The following is a 25,141-nucleotide window of genomic DNA, read 5'->3' as shown; positions in this document are numbered from 1 at the left end:
GCCCAGCCCCGCCCCCATGGCCAGCCGCAGCGCCCGGAACTTGGCCGAGATCGACCCGTCGGTGACCCGCATGTACGTGTCGCCACGCTCGGGGTCGTGCAGCGTCATGTACGCGACGTCGGTCGCCAGCAGCTGCCTGGCCCGGTGCACGATGGCCTCCAGCACGGCGTCCAGGTCGCGCAGCGCCGCCAGGTCGCCGGCCGTGTCGTACAGCGCCGTCAGCTCGGCCTCGCGCCTGGCCCGCCGCTTGAGCAGCGCACGCACCTTCAGCGCCTCGACCTTGGCCTGCTCCAGCTCCTCGATCTCGGCCGGGTCCGCGCCCCGCGCCCTGGCCTCGATGATCGGTCCCTCGAACTCGACCGCCGACGCCTCCCTTGCCAGAAGCTCGAGAAAGCGAGTGCTCATGGCCTCACTCCGTTCGGCGGCTCGGTCGCCATATGCCGTCGCCTGCTCATGGCCTCACTTCGTTCGGCGGCGCGGTCGCCCATATGCCGCCGCCTTCCCCCGCTCTGGTCGCTTCGCTCCCGCCGCTCCTCCAGGCGACGGCACTCCCTCGCGGGCTCATGGCCTCACTCCGTTCGGCGGCTCGGTAAGGATATGCCGCCGCCTGACCTCTACCGCGCCGTCCAGCCGCCGTCCACCGGCAGCGACACGCCGGTGATGAACGCGCCGCCCGGCCCGCACAGGTAGGCGACCAGATCGGCCACCTCCTCGGGCTCGATCAGCCGCTTGATCGCGGCCGGCTGGAGCATGATGTTCTCCACGACCTCGTCCGGCTCGATGCCGTGCACCCTGGCCTGGTCGGCGATCTGCGCCTCGACCAGCCCGGTCCGTACGTACCCGGGGCAGACGCAGGTCGAGGTCACCCCGTGGGCCGCCCCTTCCAGCGCCACGACCTTGGAAAAGCCCTCCAGTGCGTGCTTGGCCGTCGTGTACGCCGACTTGTACGGCGAGGCCCGCAGCCCGTGCACGGACGAGATGTTCACGAACCTCCCCCAGCCCCTGGCGTACATGCCGGGCAGCACCCGCCGCGCGATCAGGAACGGCGCCTCCACCATGACGCGCAGCATCGTGGCGAACACGTCGGGCGGGAACTCCTCGATCGGCGCCACGTGCTGGAACCCAGCGTTGTTCACAACGATATCGATGGGTTCGTCCGGCAACGCGGCCACGAACCCGGGGTCGCTCAGATCGGCCACCACGGCCGTGCCGCCCAGCTCGGCGGCCACCTTCTCGGCGGGCTCGTCCCGCAGGTCGACGACCAGCACCTTGGCGCCGGCCGCCGCCAGCCGCCGGGCGCAGGCCGCCCCGATGCCGCCCCCTGCCCCCGTCACCAGCGCGGTCCGCCCAGTCAGCTCCTTCGCCATATCCCGAACCCTAGGCGGTCGCCGCGCCGGGACGCATGGGTGCCGGCGACATAGATCGGTGCCCCGCTATGTGGATCAACGAGTCTGCTATCTTTGCCACATGATCGCGTATTCGCTCCAGTGGTGGCCCGTCTCCTAGGCGGACCTCCCAGCGCATACGCACTACGGCCGCCTCGACGAGGCGGCCGTCGGCATTTCCGCACGCGCCCCCGTCGAGCTCTGAACGAAAAGGGGCGCTCACCATGACCAGCACCACAACCACCTGGGCCGGCCTGCTCGCCATGCTCCTCGACGGCGTGTCGCTCACCTCCCGCCAGGCCGCCTGGGCCATGGAGCAGATCATGTCGGGAGAGGCAACGGACGCCCAGATCGCCGCGTTCGCCATCGCCCTGCGCGCCAAAGGCGAGAGCGTGGAGGAGGTGTCCGGGCTGGCCGACGGCATGCTGGCCAGGTCGGCCGCGATCAGGGTCTCCGGCGACCCCGTCGACCTCGTCGGCACCGGCGGCGACCGCGCCGGCACCGTGAACATCTCCACCATGGCCGCCATCGTCGCCGCCGCCGTGGGCGTGAAGGTGGTCAAGCACGGCGGCCGGGCCGCCTCCTCCAGGTCCGGGGCCGCCGACGTGCTGGAGGAACTGGGCGTGGTCATCGCGCTGCCGCCCGCCGCGGTGGTCCGGATCGCGGACGAGATCGGCATCACGTTCTGCTTCGCGCCGGCGTTCAACCCGGCGCTGCGGCGGACCGCGGGGCCGCGCCGCGAGCTGGGCGTCCCCACGGTCTTCAACATCCTGGCCCCGCTCACCAACCCCGCACTTCCGCCCGCCCAGGCGGTCGGCGTCTTCCACCCGGCGATGGCGCCCGTCATCGCGGGCGTCCTGGCCGAACGCGGCGGCTCCGCGCTCGTCTTCAGAGGCGACGACGGGCTCGACGAGCTGACCACCTGCGGCCCCTCGACGATCTGGGTGGTACGCCGCGGCACCGTGACGCGCACCGCCTTCGACCCCGCCGATCTGTCGATTCCCCGCGCCCGCCCCGGTGACCTGGTCGGCGGCGACGCGCGGCACAACGCCGCCGTGGCGAGGGCCGTCCTCGCGGGCGAGCGGGGATCGGTGCGCGACGTCGTGCTGCTGAACGCGGCCGCCGCCGTGGTGGCCGCCGAGGGCACGCCGCCGGCGAGCGAGCTCACGCCCGCCCTGGCCGGGGCCTACAAGCGGGCCACCGACGCCGTCGACTCCGGCGCGGCCCTGTCCCTGCTCACCCGCTGGGGGCACGCCACGCGAACGGCCGTATGACCTAAGGGCGGGTCATCGATAGCACATCGAGCGCGGCGTCGAGCTGGTCCTCGGTCAGGGTGCCGTCGGCCACGTGGCCGCGCTCGATGACGACCTCGCGGATGGTCTTGCGCTCCGCGAGGGCCTGCTTGGCGATCCTGGCGGCCTCCTCGTAGCCGACGTACCTGTTCAGCGGCGTGACGATCGACGGGGACGACTCGGCGTACTCGCGCAGGCGCTCCACGTTCGCGGTGATTCCCGCGATGCAGCGGTCGGCGAGCAGGCGGGAGACGTTGGCCAGCAGCCTGATCGACTCCAGGATGTTGCGCGCGATGACCGGCAGCTGCACGTTCAGCTCGAAGTTGCCGGACGCGCCGGCGAACGTGATCGCCGCGTCGTTCCCGATCACCTGGGCCGCCACCATGGCCGTGGCCTCGGGGATCACGGGGTTGACCTTGCCGGGCATGATGGACGATCCGGGCTGCAGGTCGGGCAGGTTGATCTCGCCGAGCCCCGCCCGCGGCCCCGACCCCATCCAGCGGAGGTCGTTGGCGATCTTGTTCAACGAGACCGCCACGACCTTGAGCTGCCCGGACAGCTCGACGATGGAGTCCTGCGCGCTCTGGGCCTCGAAGTGGTCCCTGGTCTCGATGAACGGGATGTTGGTCGCCTCGCGCAACTTCGCGATGGCCTCCTGGGCGAAGCCCGGCGGCGTGTTGATGCCGGTGCCCACGGCGGTGCCCCCCAAAGGCAGCTCCAGTACGCGCTCCAGGGACGCGGTGACGCGGACGACGCCGTGCTCGATCTGGGTCGCGTACCCGCCGAACTCCTGGCCGAGCGTCACCGGGGTCGCGTCCATCAGGTGGGTGCGCCCCGACTTCACCACTCCGTCGAACTCGATCGCCTTCGCCCGCAGCGCCGTCGCGAGGTGGTGGAGCGAGGGCAGCAGGTGGTAGGTCACCTCGGTCGCCGCCGCCACGCGGATCGAGGTCGGGAAGACGTCGTTGGACGACTGCGAGGCGTTCACGTGGTCGTTCGGGTGCACGGGACGGCCCAGCCGCTCCTCGGCCAGCGACGCGATCACCTCGTTGGCGTTCATGTTGGACGAGGTGCCCGAGCCGGTCTGGAAGACGTCGATCGGGAAATGGGCGTCGTGCTCGTTCTCCGCGACGTCGGCCGCCGCCTGCGCGATCGCCTCGGCAATGTCCTTGTCGATCACGCCCAGCTCGCCGTTGACCTCGGCCGCGACCGCCTTGATCAGGGCCAGCGCGGCGATATGGGACGGCTCGAGCGGCCGTCCCGAGACCGGGAAGTTCTCCACCGCCCGCTGGGTCTGCGCGCGCCACCTGGCACCTGCGGGCACACGGACCTCGCCCATGGAGTCATGCTCGATTCTGAACTCGCTCATGACTCCCAGTCTGAACCACGGCCTCCCGGATCAGCCGGACCATCCCTGACCGATCAGCTGGAGAAGAGCGCCACGATGAGGACGGCGATCACCACGGCGGCCGCGGCGGCCACCGCCATGAGGACCAGCATGCCGTTGCGGTTGCCCTCGGGCTTCTGCTCCGGCTGCCCGGCGATGGCGAACAGGTCCGTGCCCAGGCCCTTGCTCTCGTGCGGCCCCGGCGGGCGGCCGCCCTGCTGGGGGTCCCGCGGCATCGCGTGCTGCTGGGGCGCGCCCTGCTGCTGGCCCATCGGTGGGTAGACCTGGTGCCCCGGCGAACCGCTCGGGGGCGTCTGGATGCGCATGGTGTTGATGGCTCCCTCGTCGCCCGGCGGCTGGCCGCCCTGCTCGGGACCCGAGGGGAACGGCCCCTTGGGCCGCGCGATGCTGACCGTACGCTCGGGGTCGAAATCCCCCTCGAACGCCGACCTCCCGGACGGACCGCCCTGCGCCCCCGGCCCGCCCTTGCCGGCAACTGGTCCGCCTTGGCCTGGACCTGGTCCGCCCTGGCCTGCACCCGGCCTGCCCTGGCCCGCGGCTGGCCCGGGAGGGGCGACGCCCTGGGCCGTTCCAGTGCCTCGCCCTGCTCCGGCGCCCGGCCCACCCGGACCCGCGCCCTGCGCGGCGGGGCCGCGTGAGGCGCCAGGGGGAGCCGGCGAGGCCGACTGCTGGCCCTGAGGATGCCCAGGCGCGGCGCCCTGTGGCACGGTGGGCGCCTTCGGGCCGCGCATCGGCCCCTGGGGACCGGATCCCGTCCCTTGCCCTGTCCCGGGTCCCTGCGGCCCGGACACAGGCCGCTGCCCCCCGGGCGCTCCACCCGGCCGCTGCCCCGGCTCGCCCGCTCCGGGTCCGCCCGTTCCCGGGCCGCCTGCCCCAGGTCCAGGTGCGGCACGCCCGCCGGGCCCTCCAGCGCCGGGCCTTCCCGGCCCGCCTGCGCCCGGCCCTCCGCGTCCCGCAGGCCCCGGGCTCTGGCCCGGTCCGCCCGCGCCGTGGCCTCCAGGCCCGTGGCCGCCGGGACCACCAGGAGCGCCGGGGCCGCCCGGACCATGCGGTCCAGGAGCAGCCGGTCCGTGCCCAGGGGCGCCGATGCCGTGGCCGCCAGGTCCTTGAGGTCCCGAGCCGACGGGGCCGTGAGAGCCCGGGGCACCAGGACCATGTCCGCCGGATGGCTGGCCGGTGGGGGTCTGATGGGCGGCGAACGGATCGGGCAAAGCGGCCTCCTGAGCCATTAGAGCCTCGGCCGTGAGCACCGGCATCTCGCTCGTCGGGGTGTCGGCGACCATGCGCAGCAGGGTCTCCGCCTTGGCAGCGCCGAGCCGCTGCCGGTAGTCCTTGCTGAGCAGCCCGTTCAGCACGGGCCGCAACTGCCCCGCCTGCGTGGGCGGGTCGGCGCTCTCGGAGAGCAGTGCCGCCAGCGTCTCCGCGATCGTGGACCGCTCGTACGCCGGCCGCCCCTCGACGGCGAAGTACAGCGTCGCGCCGAGCGACCAGATGTCCGACTCGGGGCCGGTGTACTCGCCCCTGGCACGTTCCGGAGCCGTGTAGCCGGGTGACCCGATCACCATGCCCGTCTTCGTCAGCCGCGAGTCGCCCTCGGCCCTGGCGATGCCGAAGTCGGTCAGCACCACGCGGCCGTTCTCGGTGATGAGCACGTTGCCCGGCTTGACGTCGCGGTGGGTGATTCCCTGGGCGTGCGCGGCCCGCAGCGCGCCGAGCAGGTCGACGCCGATCTCGGCCACGAGCCGCGGCGGCAGCGGCCCCTCCTCCTCGATCACCTGCTCGAGCGAGCGGGCCTCGATGAGCTCCATGATGATCCACGGACTGTTGTCGTGGATCAGCACGTCGTGGATGGAGGCGACGGACGGGTGGTTGATCCGCGAGGCGATGCGGCCCTCGCGCACCATACGTTCGCGCAGCTCGGTCCGCTGTTCCTCGGTGAGCCCCGGGTCTTGGCGGATTTCCTTGACCGCCACCTCGCGCCCGAGCGCGCGGTCGCGGGCGCGCCATACGGTGCCCATGGTCCCCCGACCGAGCGGGGCGATGAGCTCGTAGCGCTCCGCGAGCAGGCGTGTCTGCTGTTCCGGCATGAGAAGAAGATATCGATTCTCGCTTGGGAAGTGCTTTACCCTCGCTTGCGAAGTTCTCTTGGCCAGAACCGCCGAGGAAGACACAACTTTATCACCGTCGCTTTGAAACGGGCATAAGCAGACGGTGCCGGCCGCTGTTCAACGCGCCTGCGATGCACTCCCTCGCCGGGTTTGCGTTCCAGCCGCGGCGCCGGTACGGACAGCGCTGTCGTAGTGACGTCCGCCCTGTGCAGCCCGCGATGCGCGGGCCTGCGTGCAAAAGAGGGTGAAGTGATCGCCGGCCCCGGGCGCACGGGCTTGCGCGAGGTCAGCGGCTCCTCGGCCGAGCCGCCCGCGGCCACCCTGGCCAGCATGAGCGAGGCGCGTACGGAGTCGAGCCTGGTCTGCGGGTCGATCCTGAGCAGCGCGTCGAGCACGGGGGCCAGCGGCCCCGCCTTGGTCATCGGGATCGGCTCGCCGCTGGTCAGCGCCGCGAGCGCGGCGGCGGCCGTACGGCGGCCGTGCAGGCCCCTGCCCTCGACGGCGGTGTAGAGGGTCGCGCCGAGCGACCACAGATCGCCGGCGGGGCTGGCCTTCGAGCCGAGCACCCGCTCCGGGGCGATGTAGCCGGCGGACCCCAACACGATGCCCGCCTGGGTGATGGAAACGTCACCTTCGAGCGCGGCCAGGCCGAAGTCGGTGAGCACCGCGCGGTCCTCGGTCACCAGCACGTTGCTGGGCTTGACGTCGCGGTGCAGGATGCCCTTGGCGTGCACGGCCCGCAGCGCGCCGAGGATCTGCCGGCCGATCTCGGCGGCCCTGCGCGGTTCGAGCGGTCCCTGCTCCTGGATGAGCTGCTCCAGGGACTTGGCCCGGAGCAGCTCCATCACGATCCACGGCCGGTCGTCCTCGGTGACCACGTCGAAGACGGTGATGACCGACGGATGCGCGACCATCGCGGTCGCCCGGCCCTCACGCTCGGTGCGCGCGCACAGCTCGGCGCGCAGCTCCTCGTCGAGCACGGTGGGCAGTCGCACTTCCTTGACCGCCACGTCGCGGTTGAGCAGCTCGTCATGCGCCCGCCACACGGTGCCCATGCCGCCGCGACCGACCGGCTCCATGAGCCGATAGCGCGCGGCGAGTAGGTAACCGGAGGGCGCACGCATGCCTGGCAGCTTACCTATTTGTGTAAACCGACCAGTAGAGGCACGGCCGATAATTTGTTGCGAAGTTTAGTCAACCCACCTGACTCGTCACGTCAGCAAAGCTCCTGGCCACATCGGTCCAGTTGATGAGGCCCCGCAGTTTCTCGACGTAGTCGGGCGCACGTAGCGATACCGAAGATAGTACGCGTGCTCCCATGCGTCGAACACGAGCGGCGGGCGGTGTTCATGCCACGTTGCCGTGGTGGTCGTAAACCTGCTCGACGACGAGCCCGGGAGGGGCTCCCATGCCGGCACGGGAGCCCTGGAGCGTCGACGTGGCGGTGGTCGGCAGCCGCTGGAAGGCGGCCTCGAACGTACGGAAGTCGCTCTTGTCGGGGATCTCGGCGAGCCGTTCCAGCGTGGCGAGGGCACAGTTCGGTCCCGCGGCGCGGGCGGCTGCGGCCCCGCGCACACATCTCCGCTCGGCTTTCAGGGAGCACGTTCTTGCAGCTCGCCGGGGGTGTGTCGGTCGGCACACACGCGTCGCGCAGAAATGTGCATGATGCCTAGTAGGGGTCTTTCACGCATACGGCAGGCTGACTGACAGGGAACTACGGGGCGCCGTCAGCGAGTTGTAAGGGTGCCGTAAGGGGACGGGGGCATGGTTTAACCACAAGAGAAAGCGATCTCCCAGAGACGGCCGAAAGTGTCAGTGCCGACCGTCACACTGGGGTGTATCACCAAGGTTCGACAACTAACGACAGACCGTTGAGGGACGTGATGAAGATGCGCCAGACACAGGTTCGCCGCCGGCCGAGGAAGCCGACCGGAGCCGCGCTGGACCTTCGCACGCCGTCGGGGCGCAAGCTGCCCTTTTGAAAATCCAGACCCAGGAGCGCCATCTGAGAGGTGCGCAATGTGTAGTCACTACCCCCCATGCCCCAGTGCCGACTCGCCCGACCGCGAGGCGTCGCATGTGATCTCGGCCCACCCCGACCAGGGCTGGAGCCTGCTGTGCAACGGCGTCGTGCTCTTCGAGGACACCGGCCTGCTGCTGCCCGACGGCTCCGTTGTCGCACCGCACCGGGCACCGATGCAACTGGCCGCGTAGCACCCCCAGCCCCACCCCCGAAAGCAGCCCTCTAGCTCACCCGACGCCGGTGCCGAGCGGCCCGATCGACCACCACCCGGCACCCTACGGCGTCAGCCCCCGTTCAGCGGCGCCCGATCGTCAAGACCGGTCCGGTCCGATCGGTGAAGAAGTCGTCGCCCTTGTCGTCGACGACGATGAACGCAGGGAAGTCCTCCACCTCGATCTTCCAGACCGCCTCCATGCCCAGCTCGGGATACTCGAGCACCTCCACCTTCTTGATGCAGTCCTGCGCCAGCCTGGCCGCCGGACCGCCGATGGAGCCCAGGTAGAAGCCGCCGTACTCCTGGCAGGCCTCTGTCACCTGCTTGGATCTGTTGCCCTTGGCCAGCATCACCATCGAGCCGCCGGCCGCCTGGAAGCGCTCGACGTACGAGTCCATCCGCCCGGCCGTCGTGGGCCCGAACGAGCCGGAGGCGTAGCCCTCGGGCGTCTTGGCCGGACCCGCGTAGTAGACGGCGTGGTCCTTGAGGTACTGCGGCATCTCGCCGCCGTCGTCCAGCAGCTCGGCGATCTTCGCGTGCGCGATGTCGCGGGCGACCACGAGCGGGCCGGTGAGGGACAGTCGCGTCTTGACCGGATATTTCGTCAGCTCGGCGAGGATCTCCTGCATCGGGCGGTTGAGGTCCACCTTGATGACATCGTCCGAGAGGTGCTCGTCGGTCGTCTCCGGCAGGAACCGCGCCGGGTCGGTCTCCAGTTGCTCCAGGAACACGCCCTCCGGCGTGATCTTCGCCAGCGCCTGGCGGTCGGCCGAGCACGACACGGCGATGGCCACCGGGCAGGACGCCCCGTGCCTGGGCAGGCGGATGACGCGGACGTCGTGGCAGAAGTATTTCCCCCCGAACTGCGCCCCGATGCCCAGCTTCTGCGTCAGCTCGAAGACCTTCGCCTCCATCTCCAGGTCGCGGAACCCATGCCCGGACGGCGACCCCTCGGTGGGGATCGAGTCGAGGTAGCGGGCGCTGGCGTACTTGGCGGTCTTGAGCGCGTATTCGGCGGAGGTGCCGCCCACGACGATCGCCAGGTGGTACGGCGGGCAGGCCGCGGTGCCCAGCGAGCGGATCTTCTCCTCCAGGAAGGCCATCATGCGCTTCTCGTTGAGCACGGCCTTGGTCTCCTGGTACAGGAACGACTTGTTGGCCGAGCCGCCGCCCTTGGCCATGAAGAGCAGTTTGTACTCGTCCGGGTGGCCGTGCGGGTCCTCGGCGTACAGCTCGATCTGGGCCGGCAGGTTGTCGCCGGTGTTCTTCTCCTCCCACATGGTCAGCGGGGCCATCTGGGAGTAGCGCAGGTTGAGGCGGGTGTAGGCGTCGTACACGCCGCGCGAGACGTGCTCGGCGTCGCGCCCGTCGGTCAGCACGTGGCGGCCGCGCTTGCCCATGACGATCGCGGTGCCGGTGTCCTGGCACATGGGCAGCACGCCGCCGGCCGAGATGGAGGCGTTCTTCAGCAGGTCGAGCGCCACGAAGCGGTCGTTGCCGCTGGACTCGGGGTCGTCGACGATCTTCCTGAGCTGGGCGAGGTGGGACGCCCGCAGGTAGTGGGAGATGTCGTGGACGGCCGTCTCGGTGAGCAGCCGCAACGCCTCCGGCTCGACCTCGAGGAACGTACGCCCAGCCGCCTCGACCTTCCGCACCCCCTCCGTCGTGATCAGCCGATATTCGGTCTCATCGGCTCCCAGCGGTAGCAGGTCGGTGTAGTCGAACTCGCCCATGTCCATCCTTTCGGTCCCCTAGAGATTAGTCGCCCGCTCCCTCCCCTCGTCATGGGTCTGCACCGGTGCCGGTACGGCGGCCGGCGATCGTCGCGCGGTGAGACCGACCACGATGCCCGCGATCACCAGTCCCGCCCCCAGCAGGTCGTACGCGGACGGCGTGGCCACACCCAGCACCACTCCCGTGACGATCGCGCCCACCGGGATGAGCCCCGCGAACAGCCCGGCCGGCCCCGGCCCCAGCCTGGGCAGCGAGCTGTACCAGAGGAAGAACGCCACGACCGTGACGACGATCGCCAGGTAGCCGAACCCGAGCACCTCCGAAGCCGTCGGCACCCTGAACATGCCCGCGCCCTCGTTCGCCAGCCCGACCACGACCAGCATGGGCACGGCCAGCGCGGTCGAGTACGCCGACACCCTGATCGCCCCCAGCTTCGGCAGCAGCGGGATGGCGAGGACGGAGAAGCTCACCTCGCCCACCAGCGCGCCGAGCGCCCACAGCAGGCCGGTCAGGTTGCCGCTGCCGAGCCCGGTGGCCAGCGTCGCCCCGGCCACCACCACGCTCGCCCCGGCCAGCACCCGGGGCGCGGGACGCCCGCCGGCCAGCGCGAGCGCCAGTGGCACGGTGCCCAGGACGGTCCCGACCAGCGCCGGGCCGGAGGCGCGGGTGGACTCGACCACGCACACGTTGAAGAGCACCAGGCCGAGCATGGTGAGCCCGCCGAGGCACAGGGTCTCGCGCAGCGTCAGCCGTACGAACCGCAGGCCGAGAATCCTCGTTATGAGCAGCAGAAAGGCCGCCGCCACGAGATACCGGACGGCCTGCCCGCCGTATATGGGGTACGCGCCGACGAGTCCCGACACCCCGGCCAGCGTCCCCACCAGGAACATGGCCGAGGCGGCGCCAAGTATGCCGTTTCTCATGTGAAGGATGCTATGGAGACAATGGTTCGTATAAACAGTCCAATGTCCCGGCAGAAGACAGGACCAATATGGCTGACCTCCATATCCAGATAGATCGCGAGAAGGGGGGTATAGCTGGGCAGATCGCCGCCGAGTTGCGCGACTCCATCCGGGGTGGGCGGCTGGCCCCGGGCACGCGCCTGCCCGCCACCCGCGACCTCGCCACCGACCTGCAGGTCTCCAGGGGCGTGGTGGTGGAGGCGTACGAGCAGCTCGTCGCCGAGGGCTTCCTGGTCTCCAGGGTGGGCGCCGGCACCCAGGTCACCCCCAAGAACTCCGCCGGGACCGCCCGCCGGCCGAAGGTCGCGGCGCGCCCCAGACCGGTACGCCGCGCGCTCGGCAGCCCCTACTACGGGCACCGCCCCACCTCGCCCGACCTCGGCCACTTCCCCAGGGAACGCTGGCTGGCGGCGGTGCGGCACGTCCTGACCACCGTGCCCTCCGACGCCCTCGACTACGGCGACCCGGGCGGCGTCGCCGAGTTGCGCGAGGAGCTGGCCGGCTACCTCAGGAGGGTCAGGGCCGCCGACGTGCGCCCGGAGAACCTGATGATCGTCGGCGGCGTGGCCCAGGGTCTGAGCCTGGTCCTGCACGTGCTGTCCCAGCACCGTGCGCTCCGGCTGGCCGTGGAGGATCCCACGAGCCATCGCCAGGTCCCGCTGCTCAGGCGGGCGGGGGCGCACCTGGTCCCGGTGCCGGTGGACGAGGAAGGGCTGGAGGTGCGGCGGCTGAGCGGTGACGCGGTGCTGGTCACGCCCGCGCACCAGTTCCCGACCGGCGTGGTCCTGTCCCCGCCGCGCCGGGCCGCGCTGATGGAGTGGGCGTACGCGGGCAACCGGACGATCCTGGAGGACGACTACGACGCCGAGTTCCGCTTCGACCGCGACCCCGTCGGCTGCCTGCAGGGCCTGGCACCGGACCGGGTGGTCCTCTGTGGCAGCGTGAGCAAGGCGCTCGCCCCGGGGCTGCGGCTGGGCTGGGTGGCGGCGCCTCCCGACCTGGCCGAGGCGATCCGGCGGGCGAGGGGCGAGCTGGACCTGGGCTCCCCGGTCATCGAGCAGTACGCGTTGGCCCATTTCCTGCGTACCGGAGGCTATGACAAGCACCTGAGGCGGATGCGGAGGGAATACCGTCGCCGCCGGGACGCTCTGGTCGCGGCGCTGGCGGAGGAGCTGCCGAAGATCCAGGTCAAGGGCATCGACGCCGGCCTGCACGTGTACCTGGAGCTGCCCGGCGGCTGGGACGAGCAGGAGGTGGTGCGGATCGCGCAGACCCTCGGCGTGTCGGCCGAGCCGGTGGGGCCCATGCGGGAGTTTCCTGGGCCGCCGGCCGTGGTGGTGGGGTTCGCGCGACTGCCGGCGCACAAGGCCGCAGAGGCGGTACGAGGGCTGAAGGTCAGGCTGAGTCCCGCCTGATCAGGCCGAGGTCGGCTCGGGGGCCTCCTTCGGCTGGAAGCCTCGGGCCAGGGCGATGATCGCGGCGGACAGCACCAGCGGCGCGACGAATCCCGCCCGCAGGCCCGCGGCGTCCGCGATGCCACCCACCAGCGCCACGCCCACGATGAAGCCGATGTAGTTGAAGAGGTTCACCCGGGCGATGGCCACCCCGGTCCCGGCCGGGTCGAGCTTGCCCGCCGCCGAGAACGACTGCGGTGCCACAACCGACAGCCCCGCCCCGGTCAGGGCGAACGCGACGATGCCGAGCGGCTGGTTCGGGGCCAGCACGACGCCCAGGAAGCCCAGCGTGGCAAGCACGCCGCCGATCCTGACGACGGCGACGGGGCCGAACCGCCTGGCCGCGAAGTCGCCGCCGAGCCGGACGGCCAGCGTGGCCGCCTGGTACGCGGCATAGGCCAGCGGGATGACGCTCGGGCCCGCCGCCAGCACGTCCTTCATGAGCACGGTGTTGAAGTCGGAGACGGCGGCGTCGCCGATGTACAGGAAGCCCATGGCCAGGCAGAGCGGGATGATCGGCCGCCACGGGAAGCTGCCGCCGACCGGCGAGGCGGCGCTGTCGGTCTTCTCCTCGTCGGCCGTGCACAGGTCCCGCCCGGCGTAGAGCGAGCCGGCCATCGCGAAGACCATCGGGATGGCCATGACGACCGGCAGCGGAAGATCGGCGGCGACCGACGCCCACAGCGCCCCTGCCATGCTGAACACGCTCCACACACAGTGGAACCCGTTCAGCACCTGCATGCCGTACCTGCGCTCGACCGCGACGCCCTGCATGTTGATACCCGCGTCCACCGCGCCCACCGCCAGCCCGAACAGCAGCAGCACCGGCACCAGCAGCGGCACGTTGGGCACGAGCCCGGTCAGCACCACGGTCGCGGCGACCACCGGCTGGGCGACGCGCAGCAGCGGCTTGCTGCCCAGCCGGGCGGCGAGCCCCCCCGCCACCACGCTGCCGACCCCCGCGAACACGGGCACGATCAGCAGCAGGAGCGTCAGCGTGCCCTGGTCGAGCCCGTGCTTGGCCTGCAAGCCGGCGACCTGGACGAGCAGCGAGGCGAATGACAGGCCCTGTACGGCGTACACGATGTACGTGGCGACACGGGCCTGGCGATCACGCTGGGACGGCACAGAGGCCTCCTGATTGGGGGGAGATCAAACGTGAGGCGGAGTCAGGTTAGCGGCAGGCCCGGGCGCCGCGCCAGCACGAGATAATGCCGGGGTGAAACGGGGCTACGCGTCAGGGGAGGCGCGCAAGGAGCGCATCCTGGCCGCCGCGCTCCTGGAGTTCGCCGAGAACGGCTATCGGGGCGCGTCGCTGGCCCGCATCGCCGAGCGCGTCGAGCTCTCCCAGGCGGGGCTGCTGCACCACTTCAAGAGCAAGGAACAGCTGCTGGTCGCGGTGCTCGCCTACCGGGACGACCTGGACGGGCGCAGGTTCGACTTGGAGTCGACCGGCGGCATCGACGCGCTGCGCGCCCTGGTCGGCGTGGTGGAGCACAACGCGCGGGTGCCCGGCCTGGTGCAACTGTTCTCCGTGATCAGCGGCGAGGCCGTCACGCCGGACCATCCCGGGCACGAGTGGGCCAGGCGGCGATACCGCCTGCTGCGCGCGAACACGGCGGCGGCGCTGCGCCGGGGCGTCGAGCGCGGCGAGTTCCGCGCGGACCTGGACGCCGAGGCGCACGCCGACCGGCTGATCGCGATGATGGACGGCCTGCAGACGCAGTGGCTGATCGACCCCGACCGGGTGGACATGGCGGCCGTCTTCAGAGGCTACGTCGACGACCTCATCGCGTTGCTGCGTCCGGCTTAGAAGCCGGGTTCCGCCTGCCTGCCGACGACCTCGCCGCCTCGCTGGGCGACGAGTTCGCCACTTTGCTCCGCCGTACCGAGTTGCCTGGCCGCGGCCCACACGCCCAGGGCGAGCAGCGCGGCGACCTCCGTGACCGCGAGGCCCCGCTCCACCAGTCCGAGCGGCATGACCCGGTACCACGGCATCCCGTTCTGGGATCCGATCATCATCACCGTGCCGATGCCCACGACCCACAGCACGGAGCAGATCCCGAGCCCGAACGCCACCAGCGTGGCCCTCGACCGCTTCCCGTGCCGCCACGGCCTGGCGATGATCACCACCGCCAGCGGCAGGCACAGGAAGGCTATGAAACTGCCCGCCCGGTGGATGCTGCCGCTCATGCTGGGCCCGACCGACCAGTCGTGCTTCTCGAACCAGGCCGTCAGGAACAGGCCCACGCTCCAGCCCATGAGCGCCACGGTGCCGAAGATCCCGGCCAGTCTCTTGCGTGCCAGCGACACCGCGATGGCCACCGACCCGGCCGCCAGCAGGCCCACGCCTAGACCGAAGATCCAGCCGTCGGGGCCGAGGCCGTGCTCGCTGATGGTTCGCCTGATCGGGTTCATCTCGTCGAGGCTCGCCAGCTCCAGGCCCGCGATCATCGCGACGCCCGTGCCTGCCGCGCCGAGTCCCCACCGCGCTGGTTGATGCACGCACACCTCCCTTTTGTGGGCATCAACGGCGAGAAGTGTGTATAGATTCCGCAAAGTTCAGGTCGCCAGCGCGCGCCGGACGGGCTCGTCGCTCAGATCGCGCAGCCGCTTCCTGGTCTCCGGATCGTACGCCTGGGCGTCGGCCAGGCCCTCCCGCCGCTGGTCGAAGTAGCGCCCGGTGACCGGCGGCACCGACCTCGTCTTCGGCGCCATGTGGTACCGCCTGCTCAACCGCCACGCCGAGGTGAACACGGAGCTGGCCGAGGAGATCGCCGGACTGCTCGCGCGAATCCGCTGAGCGGGGGCCGATCGGGACGAGCGAATCGGGCGGGCGCCGGATATCGTCAGAAGTGTGAACGAACGCGCGGGATCCTGGTTGCCGAAGCTGCAGGAAGTCGGAGAGCGCCTGGCCGAGGAGTGGGTGTCCGCCCGCCGCCCGACGGCCGGGAGCGATGGTCCCCAGCCGCACGAGCTGCGCGCGTCCGACGCCGACCGCGAGCGAATCGCGCAGGTTCTCCAGGACGCGCACGCCGACGGCCGGCTCACCCTGGATGAGCTGGAGGAGCGGCTCGGCGTCCTCTATTCCGCGCGCACGCTGGGCGAGCTCGCCCAGCTCACCACCGACCTCCTGCCCGCCGACCAGCAGCCGCTCAACCTGGACGGCAGGCCGGTGTCGGCCTTCTTCAAGCAGGAGGAGCGCGGCGGGCGCTGGGTGGTACCCGCCGAGCTCACGGTGACGGCCATGTTCGGCACCACCAAGCTGGACCTCCGCGACGCGATCCTGCAGAACCGGCGGGTCGTCATCAACGCCACGCTCGTCTTCGGCGGCCTCGAGATCCACGTGCCGGAGGATCTCGAGGTGATCAGGGTCGCCAAGGGCAAGACGGTCCGCCTGACCAAGCAGCCGACCGAGCCGGGCGCGCCCGTGGTCGAGGTGCGCACCACGAACTTCGCCGGCGATGTCAAGGTCAAGGAGCCGCCCCGGCGCAAGCGCCGCCGCTGATCATCCGGCCGTGTCGAAGTTGATCGCGCTGTACGCCCGCAGCTTCCACAGCTGGTGCTCGCTCTCGATCTTGCGAATCGTCCCTGAACGGCCGCGCATCACCAGCGACTGCGTCACCGCGGAGCCGGCGCGGAACCGTACACCCTGCATGAGCTCGCCCTGCGTGATGCCGGTCGCCGCGAAGAACGCGTCGTCGGAGCGGACCAGGTCGTTGGTGGTGAGCACCTGGCCGAGGTCATGACCGGCGTCGATGGCCCGGCCGCGCTCGGCGTCGTCGCGTGGCCAGAGCTTGCCCTGGATCACGCCGCCCAGGCACTTGAGCGCGCAGGCGGCCACGATGCCCTCGGGCGTGCCGCCGATGCCCAGCATGAGATCGATGCCGGTGCCCGCGCGGGCCGCCATGATCGCGCCGGCCACGTCGCCGTCGGTGATGAACTTGATGCGCGCCCCCGTCTCCCTGATCTCCTTGACCAGCCGCTCGTGCCTGGGCCGGTCGAGCACGACCACGGTCACGTCGGACGGCGAGCAGTGCTTGGCCCTGGCCACGGCGGTGATGTTGGCGGACACCGGGGCCTCGATGTCGACCACGTCGGCCGCCTCGGGGCCGGTGACCAGCTTTTCCATGTAGAACACGGCCGAGGGGTCGTACATCGAGCCGCGCTCGCTCACCGCGATCACTGACACGGCGTCGGGCATGCCCAGCGCGGTCAGCCGGGTGCCGTCGATGGGGTCCACGGCCACGTCGCAGTCCGGGCCGGTGCCGTCGCCCACACGCTCGCCGTTGTAGAGCATCGGGGCGTGATCCTTCTCGCCCTCGCCGATGACCACCACGCCGTTCATGGAGACCGTGTTGATCAGCTGGCGCATGGCGTTCACCGCCGCGCCGTCCGCGCCGTTCTTGTCGCCGCGGCCGACCCAACGGGCCGCGGCCATCGCGGCCGCCTCCGTGACGCGGACGAGCTCCATCGCCAGGTTTCGATCAGGGGCGTGCTCGCCGGTGGCGAGCGCAGCCGGTACCGAATCGGACATCATTGGCCTCCTCGTAGACACTGTCTCGATCGTAGTTGCCCTTCTCTTCCCGGCCAGAGGCGGATAATCTGCCGCAGCTCGGACGCCTTCCCGAGCGGAGCAGTCGGTAAGCTTCGACTTGCGCCTGCGTAACGGAGAACGGATTTCGCGCATACCACGTGCGCGTCAAGGATCTTGCCTCCACCATGGAGCATGGCGCCGCGCCGTGGAGGAGAGCGAATGAGCGATGTGGAACACGTGGTGGCCCAGCCGCGCACGTCCGAGCGGGGCGCGGCGACGCGCAGCTCGCTCCTCGCAGCCGCCAGGGAGGTCTTCGTCTCCAAAGGCTTCGCCGAGGCAGGCGTGACCGACATGGTGGCCAGAGCCGACGCCAGCGTGGGCAGCCTTTACCACCACTTTTCCGGCAAGGCCGACCTCTACCTCACGCTGTTCGAGGAGTGGCAGGCAAGGCAGTCGCAGCGGACCAAACAGGCGGCCAGGGCGGCCCGCGCCGACAGCGAGAGCGACCCCATGAGCGTGTTCATCAGCGCCGCCCGCGCCTACCTCGACGGCTGCCTGGAGGAGCAGGAGCTGGCCGCGCTGTTCCTGCGCGGCGACGGCCCGCCCGGCTTCGAGGTGGTCATGCGCGACCGGCTGCGCAAGTGGGCGCAGCGAAACGCGGCGCTGTTCGAGGACGAGCCCGCGCTGGCCGTGGTGGTCACCGGCGCGCTGGCCGCGGCCGTCTCCGAGGTGGTGCGCACCGGCGACCGCGGCCTGGCCGAGGAGGTCCTCGCCATCATCGGGCGGATCCGCCCGGCCGCTTCGGCGACCGCCTCCTCCAGCGGGTAACCTCGCCAGATGTGCGACGGTTCACCGAAGGTTTCTACGGCTACGCGGTAGCGCTCCTCGTCTGCCTCGCGGGGGCGGGGGTGTTCCTGCTGATCACCCCGCAGAGCCGGGACGAGCACATCCCGCGGCGCGAATACTCGATCACCGTCGCCAACTTCGGCCACACGGTGCCCTACGGCGTGTGGGCGCCGCAGCAGGACCCGGCGGGCTGGGTCCCCAACAGCAACAAGATCGCCAAGGGCGAGAACGCCGCGCAGGTCCTCTACCTCGGCTACGCCACGGCCAAGCGGCAGCACGCGATGTTCGTGCAGAGCGACGAGCGGCCGGCCGCCGGGTTCGCCAACCGCATGGCCAACTCCGACAAGGCCGTCGGCACGCAGCAGGTCGGCGGGGTCGCCTGGGAGCGGCGCTACCGGGAGGACAAGAACCAGCGCTCGCTGATCCGCGTCCTGCCCGACGTGACGCTCGTGATCACCGGCACCGCCGACTGGCCCGAGCTGGCCGAGCTGGCGGCCGTCCTGCGGCAGCGCCCCCAGGGCTAGCCGGTCCTCGGATGCCGGCCGGCACGTCTAGGCTGGTGCCCGTGGCAGCAGACGAGAAGGCACCCTCATACGAGCAGGCCCGCGAGGAGCTGACCGAGGTGGTGCGCCGCCTGGAGACGGGCGGGCTCACGCTGGAGCAGTCGATCGAGCTCTGGGAGCGGGGCGAGAAGCTGGCGGCCGTCTGCGAGGAGTGGCTCCAGGGGGCCAGGGTCAAGCTCGCCGCCGCCATGGCGCGCCGTTCCGAGCCCACCGCGGGCCACTCCGACGACGCCCCCTTCTGAGGCCGTCCCCGTACGTCAGGCGTCCTGGCGGAGCAGCGCGACCACGGGGATGCGGCGGCTGGTCTTGGCCTCGTACTCCGCGAAGCCCGGCGCCTGCTCCACCATCCGCGCGTAGAGCTGATCGCGCTCCTCGCCCTCGATGAAGGCGGCCTTGACCGCGAACTCCTCGGTGCCGATCTCCGCCGTCGCCTCGGGCGTGGCCCGCAGGTTGTGATACCAGGCGGGGTGGTTGTCCGCGCCGGCGTTGGAGGCGATCACGATGTAGCGCTCGCCGTCGGCCAGGTACATCACCGGGGTGGTGGCCGGCCTGCCGCTCTTGGCTCCCGTGGTCGTGAGCAGCACCAGCGGCGCGCCCTCGAACATCCCGCCGACCCGGCCCTCGTTGGCTCGGAACTCGTCGATGATCTGCTGGTTGAACTCGCTGGGCATTTCCGGCTCCCTCGAATCGGAGATTTCTCCGGTTGGAAGACTATTCGGAGACTTCTCCGTTTACAAGCAGTATGCTCAACCCGTGTGCGGACGCCGACCGCTGCCTGTCCTCGGGCAGCCCCAGCCGGAACGTGCCGATGCCGCACGGAACCGGCAGAAGATCATCGAGGTCGCCGCCCGGATGATCGCCGAGCGCGGCGCCGACGATCTGTCGCTCGACGAGCTCGCCCGCGAGGCGGGCGTCGGCGTGGGCACCGTCTACCGGCGCTTCGGCGACCGGGCCGGTCTGATCTACGCGCTGATCGACGAGCGGGAGCGGCAGTTCCAGTCGGCCTTCTTCGCCGGGCCGCCGCCGCTCGGGCCCGGCGCCCCGGCCTGCGAGCGGATCACGGCGTTCCTGCACGCGCTGGTCGATCGCATCGTGGCGCAGCAGGGGCTGTTCCTGCTCCTGGAGGAGAAGGGCGGATTCAGCGGGCCGTACCGGGTGTACTACATCCACCTGGCCACGCTGCTCACCCAGGCCTGCCCGCGCGCCAACGCCCCGTTCCTGGCAGACGCGCTGCTCGCGCCGATCAACGCCCGCCTGATCGCCTTCCAGCGGGAGGAGCGCGGCATGACGATCGACGAGATCAAGTCAGGGCTGGCGGAGCTGGCCGCGGCCGTCACGCGCGCCCAGGTCATGACCGGGGCGGTCGCTCAGACGTTGAAGCGGAACTCCACCACGTCGCCGTCGCGCATCACGTAGTCCTTGCCCTCGATGCGGGCCTTGCCCGCCGCGCGGGCGTTGGCGATGGAGCCCACCTCGACCAGCTCGTCGAAGGAGACCACCTCGGCCTTGATGAAGCCGCGCTGGAAGTCGGTGTGGATCACGCCGGCGGCCTCGGGCGCAGTGGCGCCCTTGCGGATCGTCCAGGCCCTGGTCTCCTTCGGCCCGGCCGTCAGGTATGTCTGCAGCCCGAGCGTCTCGAAGCCGACCCGGGCCAGCTGCCGCAGCCCCGACTCCTCCTGGCCGACCGACTGCAGGAGCTCCAGCGCCTCCTCTTCCTCGAGCTCGACCAGCTCCGACTCGATCTTGGCGTCGAGGAAGACCGCCTCGGCCGGGGCGACCAGCGCGGACAGCTGCTCCCTGAGCGCGGTGTCGGTCAGCTCGTCGGAATCGAGGTTGAACACGTAGAGGAACGGTTTGGCCGTCAGCAGATGGAGCTCACGCAGCTCGTCGCGGTCCAGGCCGCTCTCGAAGACGGTCTTGCCGGTCTCCAGGACCGCCAGCGCCGCCTCGGTGGCCTCCAGCGCGGCCTTCTTGTCCTTGTTGTTGCGCGCCTCCTTCTGCAGGCGCGGTATGGCCTTCTCGACCGTCTGCAGGTCGGCCATGATCAACTCAGTGTTGATGGTCTCGATGTCGCGCTTGGGGGAGATCTCGCCGTCCACGTGCGTGACGTCGGGGTCGGTGAAGACCCTGATCACCTGGCAGATCGCGTCGGTGTCGCGGATGTTGGACAGGAACTGGTTGCCCCTGCCCTGCCCCTCCGACGCCCCCTTGACCAGGCCCGCGATGTCGACGAACTCGACCTTGGCGGGCAGGATGCGCGCCGAGCCGAAGATCTCGGCCAGCCTGGGCAGGCGGTCGTCGGGCACGCCCACGATGCCCACGTTGGGCTCGATGGTGGCGAACGGATAGTTCGCGGCGAGCGCGTTGCCGGACTTGGTAAGCGCGTTGAACAGCGTGGACTTACCGACGTTGGGCAGGCCGACGATGCCGATGGAGAGACTCACGGATAGCGAGTTTACTGGCTGAGCAGGTGCAGGCAGGTCACGGGACGGTAGACCGCGGAGCCCCGCAGGTAACGCTGTGAGCGCGGCGGGCAGCGCCCGGCCGACTTCTCGAACGACAGCACCCGGGCCCAGGCGTGCCGGGCGTCGCAGGGCACCCGCTCGACGGCGGATCTGGCGATCACCGCGGTCCCCGGCCTGGCGACGCAGGTTCCCTGGGCGAGCACCCGGCCGCCGGGGCCCAGGCAGATCACCCGTCCTGCGCTCTTCAAGGTGTCCAGCGTGCCCGCAGGACATGACGCGGCATCCGGCCCGATCGCGACGGCCCGGCCGTACCAGCCGGGCCCGGCGCACGGCTGTTCCCGGCCGTCGAGCGCGACGCAGTCGCCCGGCCTGAGCAGGCCGCCGCCACCGCCGGGGGCTCCGGGGTGCGGTTCGAGGAAGTTGCGTACGCAGGCCGTACGGCCCTGCCCGATGCGCAGGACGTCGTCGGTGTCCAGCGGGCACTGGCCGGGCCCCGGCGGGTCGGAGGCGAGCGCCATCACCTCGGAGTCGCCGCCGTTGCATGCGGTCAGCGCGTGGTCCCCCGTGACGCAGGCGCCTGGCGACCAGCGCAGCACGGGAACGGACGGCGGGCCGGTGCCCGAACCGGCGACGACGGCACCGGCCATTGCGAGGGCGACCGCCGCGACGGCGCCGGCGACGACGAGGTTGCGATGCGTGTTCATTGCAATACTTTGCGTGATGGAAGATGTGGCGCACAAGCCGTACGCCCAGAGCGTGTCGGGAAGATGCGCGCCCGATGTCCTGCAATCATCGATGGAGTGGACGTCGTCTCGCTTCTCATCGGTCTCGCCGTCGGCCTGCTCATCGGATTTCTCGTGGCCAGGACGCGGGCGGCGGTGCGGGTGGCCGAGGCCGACGCGCGGGCCAAGTCGGCCGCCGAGAAGCTGGTCTACGTCGAGGAGCAGCTGGCCGAGCGTTTCCAGGCGCTGTCCACCCGCGCGCTCGACGTCAACAACGTCCGCTTCCTCGAGCTGGCCGAGACCAGGCTCGCCGCCACCCGCGCGGAGGCCGCGGGCGATCTGGAGCAGCGCAAGCAGGCCGTCGAGCACCTGGTAGAGCCGCTGAAGGACGCCCTGGCGCGGGTCGAGTCGCAGCTGCGCGACACCGAGTCGGGTCAGCGCGCGGGGCGCGCGGAGCTGGCCAAGCAGATGGAGTTCGTCCGCCAGAGCCACGAGCAGTTGCGCTCCCAGACCACGGCCCTGGTCAGGGCGCTGCAGCGGCCGGAGGCCCGCGGCCGGTGGGGCGAGATGCAGCTGCGCAGGGTCGCCGAGATCGCCGGCATGCAGCGCTACTGCGACTTCGACGAGCAGGTCACGGAGGGCGCCATGCGGCCCGACATGGTCGTGCGGCTGGCGGGCGGCAAGAACATCGTGGTCGACTCCAAGGTCTCGCTGGCGGCCTATCTGGAGGCCGCGGAGGCGTCGGACGAGTCGCTGGCCACGGTCCGGCTCGACGCGCACGCCAGGCACGTGCGCGAGCACATCGACCGGCTGGCCGCCAAGGCCTACTGGCAGGGGTTCAACCCGTCGCCGGAGTTCGTGGTGCTGTTCATCCCCGGCGAGGCGTTCCTGGCGCCGGCGCTCGAACGCGATCCCGGGCTGCTGGAGTACGCCATGACCCGGCGCGTGCACATCGCCACCCCGACGACGCTGATCACGATGCTGCGCACCGCGCACTACGCCTGGCAGCAGGCCGCCCTGAGCGAGAACGCGCGGGCGGTGTTCGAGCTGGGCAAGGAGCTCTACGAGCGGCTGTCGACCCTGGGCAGGAACGTCGAGTCGCTGGGCAGGGCGCTGACCCGGGCCGTGGAGGCGTACAACAAGTCGGTCGGGTCGCTCGAAGGCCGTGTCCTGGTCACCGCGCGCAAGCTGCACGATCTGGGCGTCGTCGAGGGCGACCTGGACTCTCCCGGGATGCTCGACGGGCTCCCGAGACCGCTGTCCTCCCCCGAACTGCTCGAAACCCCTTCTACCTCAACGTCGCCACTGCTTTCCCGCTCGAACGGTAAGTTGGCCAACGGGACGCAGTGAACGGGGGGTGGGCCGGTGGGTGAGAAGCGCAGGCGCTCGGCCGTCAGGCTGACCGCTCGTGGCGCCATCGCGCTCGCCCTGGTCGCCACCATGGCGGGCTACGTCCTGACCGCGCTGGTCGACGTCCAGCACGTGGTGGGCGCCGCGTTCGTGCTGGCGAGCCTGCTCGGCGTGCTCCTGGTCAACCGGCGCGAGCTGCTGTCGCTGGTGGTGACGCCGCCGCTGGTGTTCTTCTGCGCCACGCTGTTCGTCGAGCTCGGGCGGGCCTTCGGCTCGGTGTCGATCGTGCAGTCGCTGGCGCTCGGGCTCTACACGTCGCTGACGCGGGGCGCGCCGTGGCTGTTCGCGGGCTCGGCCATCGTGCTGGGGGTCGCGTGGCGGCGCGGGCTCCGCGACAACGTACGAGAGCTGCGGGAAGAGCTGAAAGCGGGCGCGGAGATGCCGCGCCCGCGCCAGCCGTTCGTGCCCGAGCCGGAGGGCTATTTCGAGCCCAAGGTGTACGGAACGCCGCGCGGCGAGGACTAGCGTGGAGCCGGCTTTCGCCTAGGAGGCCGAGGCCCGCAGGTCCTTGCGCAGCTCGTGGGGCAGGGAGAAGCGCATGCGCTCCTCCACCGGCTGCACCTCGGTCACGTCGTCGAACCCGTGCCTGGCCAGATGCGCCAGCACCTCCTCGACGAGCTCCTCGGGAACCGAGGCGCCGCTGGTCAAGCCGACCGTGGTGACGCCCTCGAGCCACTCGTCGCGGATGAAGCTCGCGTTGTCGACCAGGTAGGAGGCGTCGGCGCCGTAGTCCTTGGCCACCTCGACCAGGCGCTTGGAGTTGGAGGAGTTTTCCGAGCCGACCACGATCACCAGCTGCGACTCGGCGGCGATCTCCTTGACCGCGACCTGCCGGTTCTGCGTGGCGTAGCAGATGTCATCGCTCGGCGGGTCGAGCAGGGTGGGGAAGCGCTCCTTGAGCTTGGCGACGGTCTCGATGGTCTCGTCGACCGACAGCGTGGTCTGCGACAGCCACACGAGCTTGCTGGGGTCCTTCACCTGCACCTGGTCGACCGAGTCCAGCCCGTCGACGAGCTGGATGTGCTCGGGGGCCTCCCCGGCGGTGCCCTCGACCTCCTCGTGGCCCTCGTGCCCGATCAGGAGGATGTCGTAGTCCTGCCCGGCGAACCTCTTCGCCTCGTTGTGCACCTTGGTGACCAGCGGACAGGTAGCGTCAATGGTGCGCAACCCGCGCTGCCTCGCCTCATCGTGCACGGCCGGCGAGACGCCGTGGGCGGAGAACACCACGATCGCCCCCTCGGGCACCTCCTCGGTCTCCTCGACGAAGATGGCGCCTCTGGCCTCGAGCGTCTTGACGACGTGGGTGTTGTGGACGATCTGCTTGCGTACGTAGATCGGCGCGCCGTACTGCTCCAAAGCCTTCTCGACCGCTACCACGGCTCGATCGACTCCGGCACAGTAGCCACGTGGCTTGGCTACGAGGACTCGGCGGGAAGTGGGGGTCTGGGGCTCCATACTTTCTATGCTACGTGGAGCGGCCATCAGGCCCGCCCGTGCGTGGCCGCCCGCGGTTTGCCAGACTGGCCGTCCCATACTGACCTCCCAGGGAGACGTCATGTCCTTCAGCGACGTGATACGCAACATCGCTAAAACCGTCACCAACAAGGACGAGCTTAAGGAGAAGGCCAAGGACCTTCCGCTCCTCGTCATCCAGACCACGCTCAGCGCCGCCGGACAGGCGTTGCTGATGGTGGACCGGGTGAAGAACTCGATCAAGGGACTCGGCAACAAGGAGCAGCGCGAGGAGGTCGAGTACGACTCCCGTCCCTCCGCCGCCGACCAGGTGGCCGCGCCGCCGGCGAGTGAGGGCGACAAGCCGGCCCGCAAGGAGCCGGTCATCTTCGCGCCGCGGTCCGGTACGTCCGAGACCAACGGGGTCGCCAAGACCAAGCCCGACCCGGTCATCTTCGCGCCGGCGGGCAAGGGCGAGTCCACCGCCACCGCCGAGCCCGAGGTGACCGCCAAGACCGAGACGGCCCCGGCGCCCGCCGCCGCCCGATCCTTGCCGTCTCTCGTCT

Annotated in this window: 28 protein-coding genes and 1 pseudogene; 12 read left to right on the top strand and 17 right to left on the bottom strand. The window is 70.7% G+C overall.

Features of this window, described 5'->3' with window-relative positions; translation table 11 throughout:
* Together EJK15_RS51350 and EJK15_RS51345 are read right to left on the bottom strand one after the other, a co-directional pair.
* Positions 1-405 (bottom strand): annotated as a pseudogene (locus tag EJK15_RS51350) (diguanylate phosphodiesterase); the annotation flags it as partial.
* Positions 406-614: 209 nt separating this feature from the next.
* Positions 615-1,367: a 3-hydroxybutyrate dehydrogenase gene (locus EJK15_RS51345; protein ID WP_138717769.1), complete on the bottom strand. Its 753-nt coding sequence runs from the start codon at positions 1,365-1,367 to the stop codon at positions 615-617.
* A gap of 242 nt (positions 1,368-1,609) precedes the next feature.
* Here EJK15_RS51345 and trpD point away from each other — a divergent pair, with 242 nt between their 5' ends.
* Positions 1,610-2,659: an anthranilate phosphoribosyltransferase gene (gene trpD, locus EJK15_RS51340; RefSeq protein WP_138717768.1), complete on the top strand. Its 1,050-nt coding sequence runs from the start codon at positions 1,610-1,612 to the stop codon at positions 2,657-2,659.
* 1 nt (position 2,660) lies between these two features.
* Here trpD and EJK15_RS51335 read toward each other — a convergent pair whose 3' ends face one another.
* From EJK15_RS51335 to EJK15_RS75415, 5 genes are all read right to left on the bottom strand, one after another.
* Positions 2,661-4,046, bottom strand: a complete 1,386-nt coding sequence (locus EJK15_RS51335; RefSeq protein WP_138717767.1) for a class II fumarate hydratase — start codon at positions 4,044-4,046, stop codon at positions 2,661-2,663.
* 53 nt (positions 4,047-4,099) lie between these two features.
* Positions 4,100-6,172 (bottom strand): serine/threonine-protein kinase, encoded by a 2,073-nt coding sequence (locus EJK15_RS76740; protein ID WP_138717766.1) that lies wholly within the window; start codon positions 6,170-6,172, stop codon positions 4,100-4,102.
* Between the two features lie 35 nt (positions 6,173-6,207).
* Entirely contained in the window at positions 6,208-7,317 is a 1,110-nt protein-coding gene (locus EJK15_RS51325; RefSeq protein WP_138717765.1) for a serine/threonine-protein kinase, read from the bottom strand.
* Between the two features lie 87 nt (positions 7,318-7,404).
* The gene (locus EJK15_RS75420) at positions 7,405-7,524 is read right to left on the bottom strand and encodes a Fe-Mn family superoxide dismutase (RefSeq protein ID WP_240777741.1); all 120 of its coding nucleotides are present in this window, start codon (positions 7,522-7,524) and stop codon (positions 7,405-7,407) included.
* Positions 7,525-7,540: 16 nt separating this feature from the next.
* The gene (locus EJK15_RS75415) at positions 7,541-7,768 is read right to left on the bottom strand and encodes a hypothetical protein (protein WP_240777740.1); all 228 of its coding nucleotides are present in this window, start codon (positions 7,766-7,768) and stop codon (positions 7,541-7,543) included.
* Between the two features lie 444 nt (positions 7,769-8,212).
* Here EJK15_RS75415 and EJK15_RS51315 point away from each other — a divergent pair, with 444 nt between their 5' ends.
* Positions 8,213-8,407 carry a DUF5999 family protein gene (locus tag EJK15_RS51315; RefSeq protein ID WP_138717764.1) on the top strand — a complete coding sequence of 65 codons (195 nt, stop codon included), beginning with the start codon at positions 8,213-8,215 and terminating at the stop codon, positions 8,405-8,407.
* A gap of 103 nt (positions 8,408-8,510) precedes the next feature.
* On the opposite strand, the gene EJK15_RS51310 is transcribed toward EJK15_RS51315, so the two are convergent.
* Positions 8,511-10,163 carry a fumarate hydratase gene (locus tag EJK15_RS51310; RefSeq protein WP_138717763.1) on the bottom strand — a complete coding sequence of 551 codons (1,653 nt, stop codon included), beginning with the start codon at positions 10,161-10,163 and terminating at the stop codon, positions 8,511-8,513.
* Positions 10,164-10,181: 18 nt separating this feature from the next.
* Positions 10,182-11,087 (bottom strand): DMT family transporter, encoded by a 906-nt coding sequence (locus tag EJK15_RS51305; RefSeq protein ID WP_138717762.1) that lies wholly within the window; start codon positions 11,085-11,087, stop codon positions 10,182-10,184.
* Between the two features lie 68 nt (positions 11,088-11,155).
* Between EJK15_RS51305 and pdxR the strand changes: the two genes are divergently transcribed.
* Complete coding sequence (gene pdxR, locus EJK15_RS51300; protein ID WP_138717761.1) at positions 11,156-12,541, top strand: MocR-like pyridoxine biosynthesis transcription factor PdxR; 1,386 nt, start codon at positions 11,156-11,158, stop codon at positions 12,539-12,541.
* On the opposite strand, the gene EJK15_RS51295 is transcribed toward pdxR, so the two are convergent.
* On the bottom strand, positions 12,542-13,708 hold the full coding sequence (locus EJK15_RS51295) for an MFS transporter (protein ID WP_138717760.1): 1,167 nt from the start codon (positions 13,706-13,708) through the stop codon (positions 12,542-12,544).
* A 91-nt stretch (positions 13,709-13,799) separates the two neighbouring features.
* On the opposite strand from EJK15_RS51295, the gene EJK15_RS51290 reads away from it, so the two are divergent.
* Positions 13,800-14,393, top strand: coding sequence for a TetR/AcrR family transcriptional regulator (locus EJK15_RS51290; RefSeq protein WP_138717759.1), 594 nt, complete (start codon positions 13,800-13,802; stop codon positions 14,391-14,393).
* On the opposite strand, the gene EJK15_RS51285 is transcribed toward EJK15_RS51290, so the two are convergent.
* Together EJK15_RS51285 and EJK15_RS76735 are read right to left on the bottom strand one after the other, a co-directional pair.
* Positions 14,390-15,085: a DUF998 domain-containing protein gene (locus EJK15_RS51285; protein WP_138717758.1), complete on the bottom strand. Its 696-nt coding sequence runs from the start codon at positions 15,083-15,085 to the stop codon at positions 14,390-14,392. The two genes, EJK15_RS51290 and EJK15_RS51285, sit on opposite strands and share 4 nt — an antisense overlap.
* Before the next feature lie 57 nt (positions 15,086-15,142).
* Positions 15,143-15,277 (bottom strand): hypothetical protein, encoded by a 135-nt coding sequence (locus tag EJK15_RS76735; protein ID WP_276615517.1) that lies wholly within the window; start codon positions 15,275-15,277, stop codon positions 15,143-15,145.
* A gap of 160 nt (positions 15,278-15,437) precedes the next feature.
* Between EJK15_RS76735 and EJK15_RS51280 the strand changes: the two genes are divergently transcribed.
* Entirely contained in the window at positions 15,438-16,088 is a 651-nt protein-coding gene (locus EJK15_RS51280) for a DUF1707 SHOCT-like domain-containing protein (RefSeq protein WP_138717757.1), read from the top strand.
* On the opposite strand, the gene glpX is transcribed toward EJK15_RS51280, so the two are convergent.
* Positions 16,089-17,117 (bottom strand): class II fructose-bisphosphatase, encoded by a 1,029-nt coding sequence (gene glpX, locus EJK15_RS51275; protein ID WP_171075017.1) that lies wholly within the window; start codon positions 17,115-17,117, stop codon positions 16,089-16,091.
* Between the two features lie 219 nt (positions 17,118-17,336).
* Between glpX and EJK15_RS51270 the strand changes: the two genes are divergently transcribed.
* Genes EJK15_RS51270 through EJK15_RS51260 form a run of 3 tightly spaced genes read left to right on the top strand, consistent with a single transcriptional unit; the run spans position 17,337 to position 18,768 of the window.
* Entirely contained in the window at positions 17,337-17,945 is a 609-nt protein-coding gene (locus EJK15_RS51270; RefSeq protein ID WP_138717755.1) for a TetR/AcrR family transcriptional regulator, read from the top strand.
* A gap of 11 nt (positions 17,946-17,956) precedes the next feature.
* On the top strand, positions 17,957-18,487 hold the full coding sequence (locus EJK15_RS51265) for a DUF4245 domain-containing protein (RefSeq protein WP_138717754.1): 531 nt from the start codon (positions 17,957-17,959) through the stop codon (positions 18,485-18,487).
* 41 nt (positions 18,488-18,528) lie between these two features.
* Positions 18,529-18,768 (top strand): exodeoxyribonuclease VII small subunit, encoded by a 240-nt coding sequence (locus EJK15_RS51260; protein WP_138717753.1) that lies wholly within the window; start codon positions 18,529-18,531, stop codon positions 18,766-18,768.
* 15 nt (positions 18,769-18,783) lie between these two features.
* Here EJK15_RS51260 and EJK15_RS51255 read toward each other — a convergent pair whose 3' ends face one another.
* Positions 18,784-19,197, bottom strand: a complete 414-nt coding sequence (locus EJK15_RS51255) for a nitroreductase family deazaflavin-dependent oxidoreductase (RefSeq protein ID WP_138717752.1) — start codon at positions 19,195-19,197, stop codon at positions 18,784-18,786.
* 82 nt (positions 19,198-19,279) lie between these two features.
* On the opposite strand from EJK15_RS51255, the gene EJK15_RS51250 reads away from it, so the two are divergent.
* A complete protein-coding gene (locus EJK15_RS51250; RefSeq protein WP_206061625.1) occupies positions 19,280-19,942 on the top strand; it encodes a TetR/AcrR family transcriptional regulator in 663 nt (220 codons plus the stop codon).
* On the opposite strand, the gene ychF is transcribed toward EJK15_RS51250, so the two are convergent.
* Together ychF and EJK15_RS51240 are read right to left on the bottom strand one after the other, a co-directional pair.
* Entirely contained in the window at positions 19,894-20,970 is a 1,077-nt protein-coding gene (gene ychF / locus EJK15_RS51245; protein ID WP_138717750.1) for a redox-regulated ATPase YchF, read from the bottom strand. The genes EJK15_RS51250 and ychF overlap by 49 nt on opposite strands.
* 11 nt (positions 20,971-20,981) lie before the next feature.
* Complete coding sequence (locus EJK15_RS51240; RefSeq protein WP_138717749.1) at positions 20,982-21,695, bottom strand: hypothetical protein; 714 nt, start codon at positions 21,693-21,695, stop codon at positions 20,982-20,984.
* Positions 21,696-21,782: 87 nt separating this feature from the next.
* On the opposite strand from EJK15_RS51240, the gene EJK15_RS51235 reads away from it, so the two are divergent.
* Together EJK15_RS51235 and EJK15_RS51230 are read left to right on the top strand one after the other, a co-directional pair.
* Positions 21,783-23,063 carry a DNA recombination protein RmuC gene (locus EJK15_RS51235; RefSeq protein ID WP_240777742.1) on the top strand — a complete coding sequence of 427 codons (1,281 nt, stop codon included), beginning with the start codon at positions 21,783-21,785 and terminating at the stop codon, positions 23,061-23,063.
* A 15-nt stretch (positions 23,064-23,078) separates the two neighbouring features.
* Positions 23,079-23,588, top strand: coding sequence for a DUF6542 domain-containing protein (locus tag EJK15_RS51230; RefSeq protein ID WP_138717747.1), 510 nt, complete (start codon positions 23,079-23,081; stop codon positions 23,586-23,588).
* Positions 23,589-23,606: 18 nt separating this feature from the next.
* Here the strand turns inward: EJK15_RS51230 and EJK15_RS51225 are convergent, their stop codons facing one another.
* Complete coding sequence (locus EJK15_RS51225; RefSeq protein ID WP_138717746.1) at positions 23,607-24,578, bottom strand: 4-hydroxy-3-methylbut-2-enyl diphosphate reductase; 972 nt, start codon at positions 24,576-24,578, stop codon at positions 23,607-23,609.
* 100 nt (positions 24,579-24,678) lie between these two features.
* On the opposite strand from EJK15_RS51225, the gene EJK15_RS51220 reads away from it, so the two are divergent.
* Positions 24,679-25,141: hypothetical protein (locus tag EJK15_RS51220; protein WP_206061624.1), on the top strand; the 463-nt coding region annotated here is incomplete at its 3' end.

It is taken from the genome of Nonomuraea basaltis (assembly GCF_005893125.1).
Lineage (GTDB): Bacteria > Actinomycetota > Actinomycetes > Streptosporangiales > Streptosporangiaceae > Nonomuraea > Nonomuraea basaltis.
The sequence above is the reverse complement of the archived record's forward strand: the minus strand, read 5'-3'. Positions and strand labels throughout refer to the sequence as shown.

Coding starts and splice junctions, on each gene's coding strand:
- EJK15_RS51345 (WP_138717769.1), bottom strand. CDS start 1,367: ATGGCGAAGGAGCTGACTGGGCGGACCGCGCTGGTGACGGGGGCAGGG.
- trpD (WP_138717768.1), top strand. CDS start 1,610: ATGACCAGCACCACAACCACCTGGGCCGGCCTGCTCGCCATGCTCCTC.
- EJK15_RS51335 (WP_138717767.1), bottom strand. CDS start 4,046: ATGAGCGAGTTCAGAATCGAGCATGACTCCATGGGCGAGGTCCGTGTG.
- EJK15_RS76740 (WP_138717766.1), bottom strand. CDS start 6,172: ATGCCGGAACAGCAGACACGCCTGCTCGCGGAGCGCTACGAGCTCATC.
- EJK15_RS51325 (WP_138717765.1), bottom strand. CDS start 7,317: ATGCGTGCGCCCTCCGGTTACCTACTCGCCGCGCGCTATCGGCTCATG.
- EJK15_RS51315 (WP_138717764.1), top strand. CDS start 8,213: ATGTGTAGTCACTACCCCCCATGCCCCAGTGCCGACTCGCCCGACCGC.
- EJK15_RS51310 (WP_138717763.1), bottom strand. CDS start 10,163: ATGGGCGAGTTCGACTACACCGACCTGCTACCGCTGGGAGCCGATGAG.
- EJK15_RS51305 (WP_138717762.1), bottom strand. CDS start 11,087: ATGAGAAACGGCATACTTGGCGCCGCCTCGGCCATGTTCCTGGTGGGG.
- pdxR (WP_138717761.1), top strand. CDS start 11,156: ATGGCTGACCTCCATATCCAGATAGATCGCGAGAAGGGGGGTATAGCT.
- glpX (WP_171075017.1), bottom strand. CDS start 17,117: ATGTCCGATTCGGTACCGGCTGCGCTCGCCACCGGCGAGCACGCCCCT.
- EJK15_RS51270 (WP_138717755.1), top strand. CDS start 17,337: ATGAGCGATGTGGAACACGTGGTGGCCCAGCCGCGCACGTCCGAGCGG.
- EJK15_RS51255 (WP_138717752.1), bottom strand. CDS start 19,197: ATGCCCAGCGAGTTCAACCAGCAGATCATCGACGAGTTCCGAGCCAAC.
- EJK15_RS51240 (WP_138717749.1), bottom strand. CDS start 21,695: ATGAACACGCATCGCAACCTCGTCGTCGCCGGCGCCGTCGCGGCGGTC.
- EJK15_RS51225 (WP_138717746.1), bottom strand. CDS start 24,578: ATGGAGCCCCAGACCCCCACTTCCCGCCGAGTCCTCGTAGCCAAGCCA.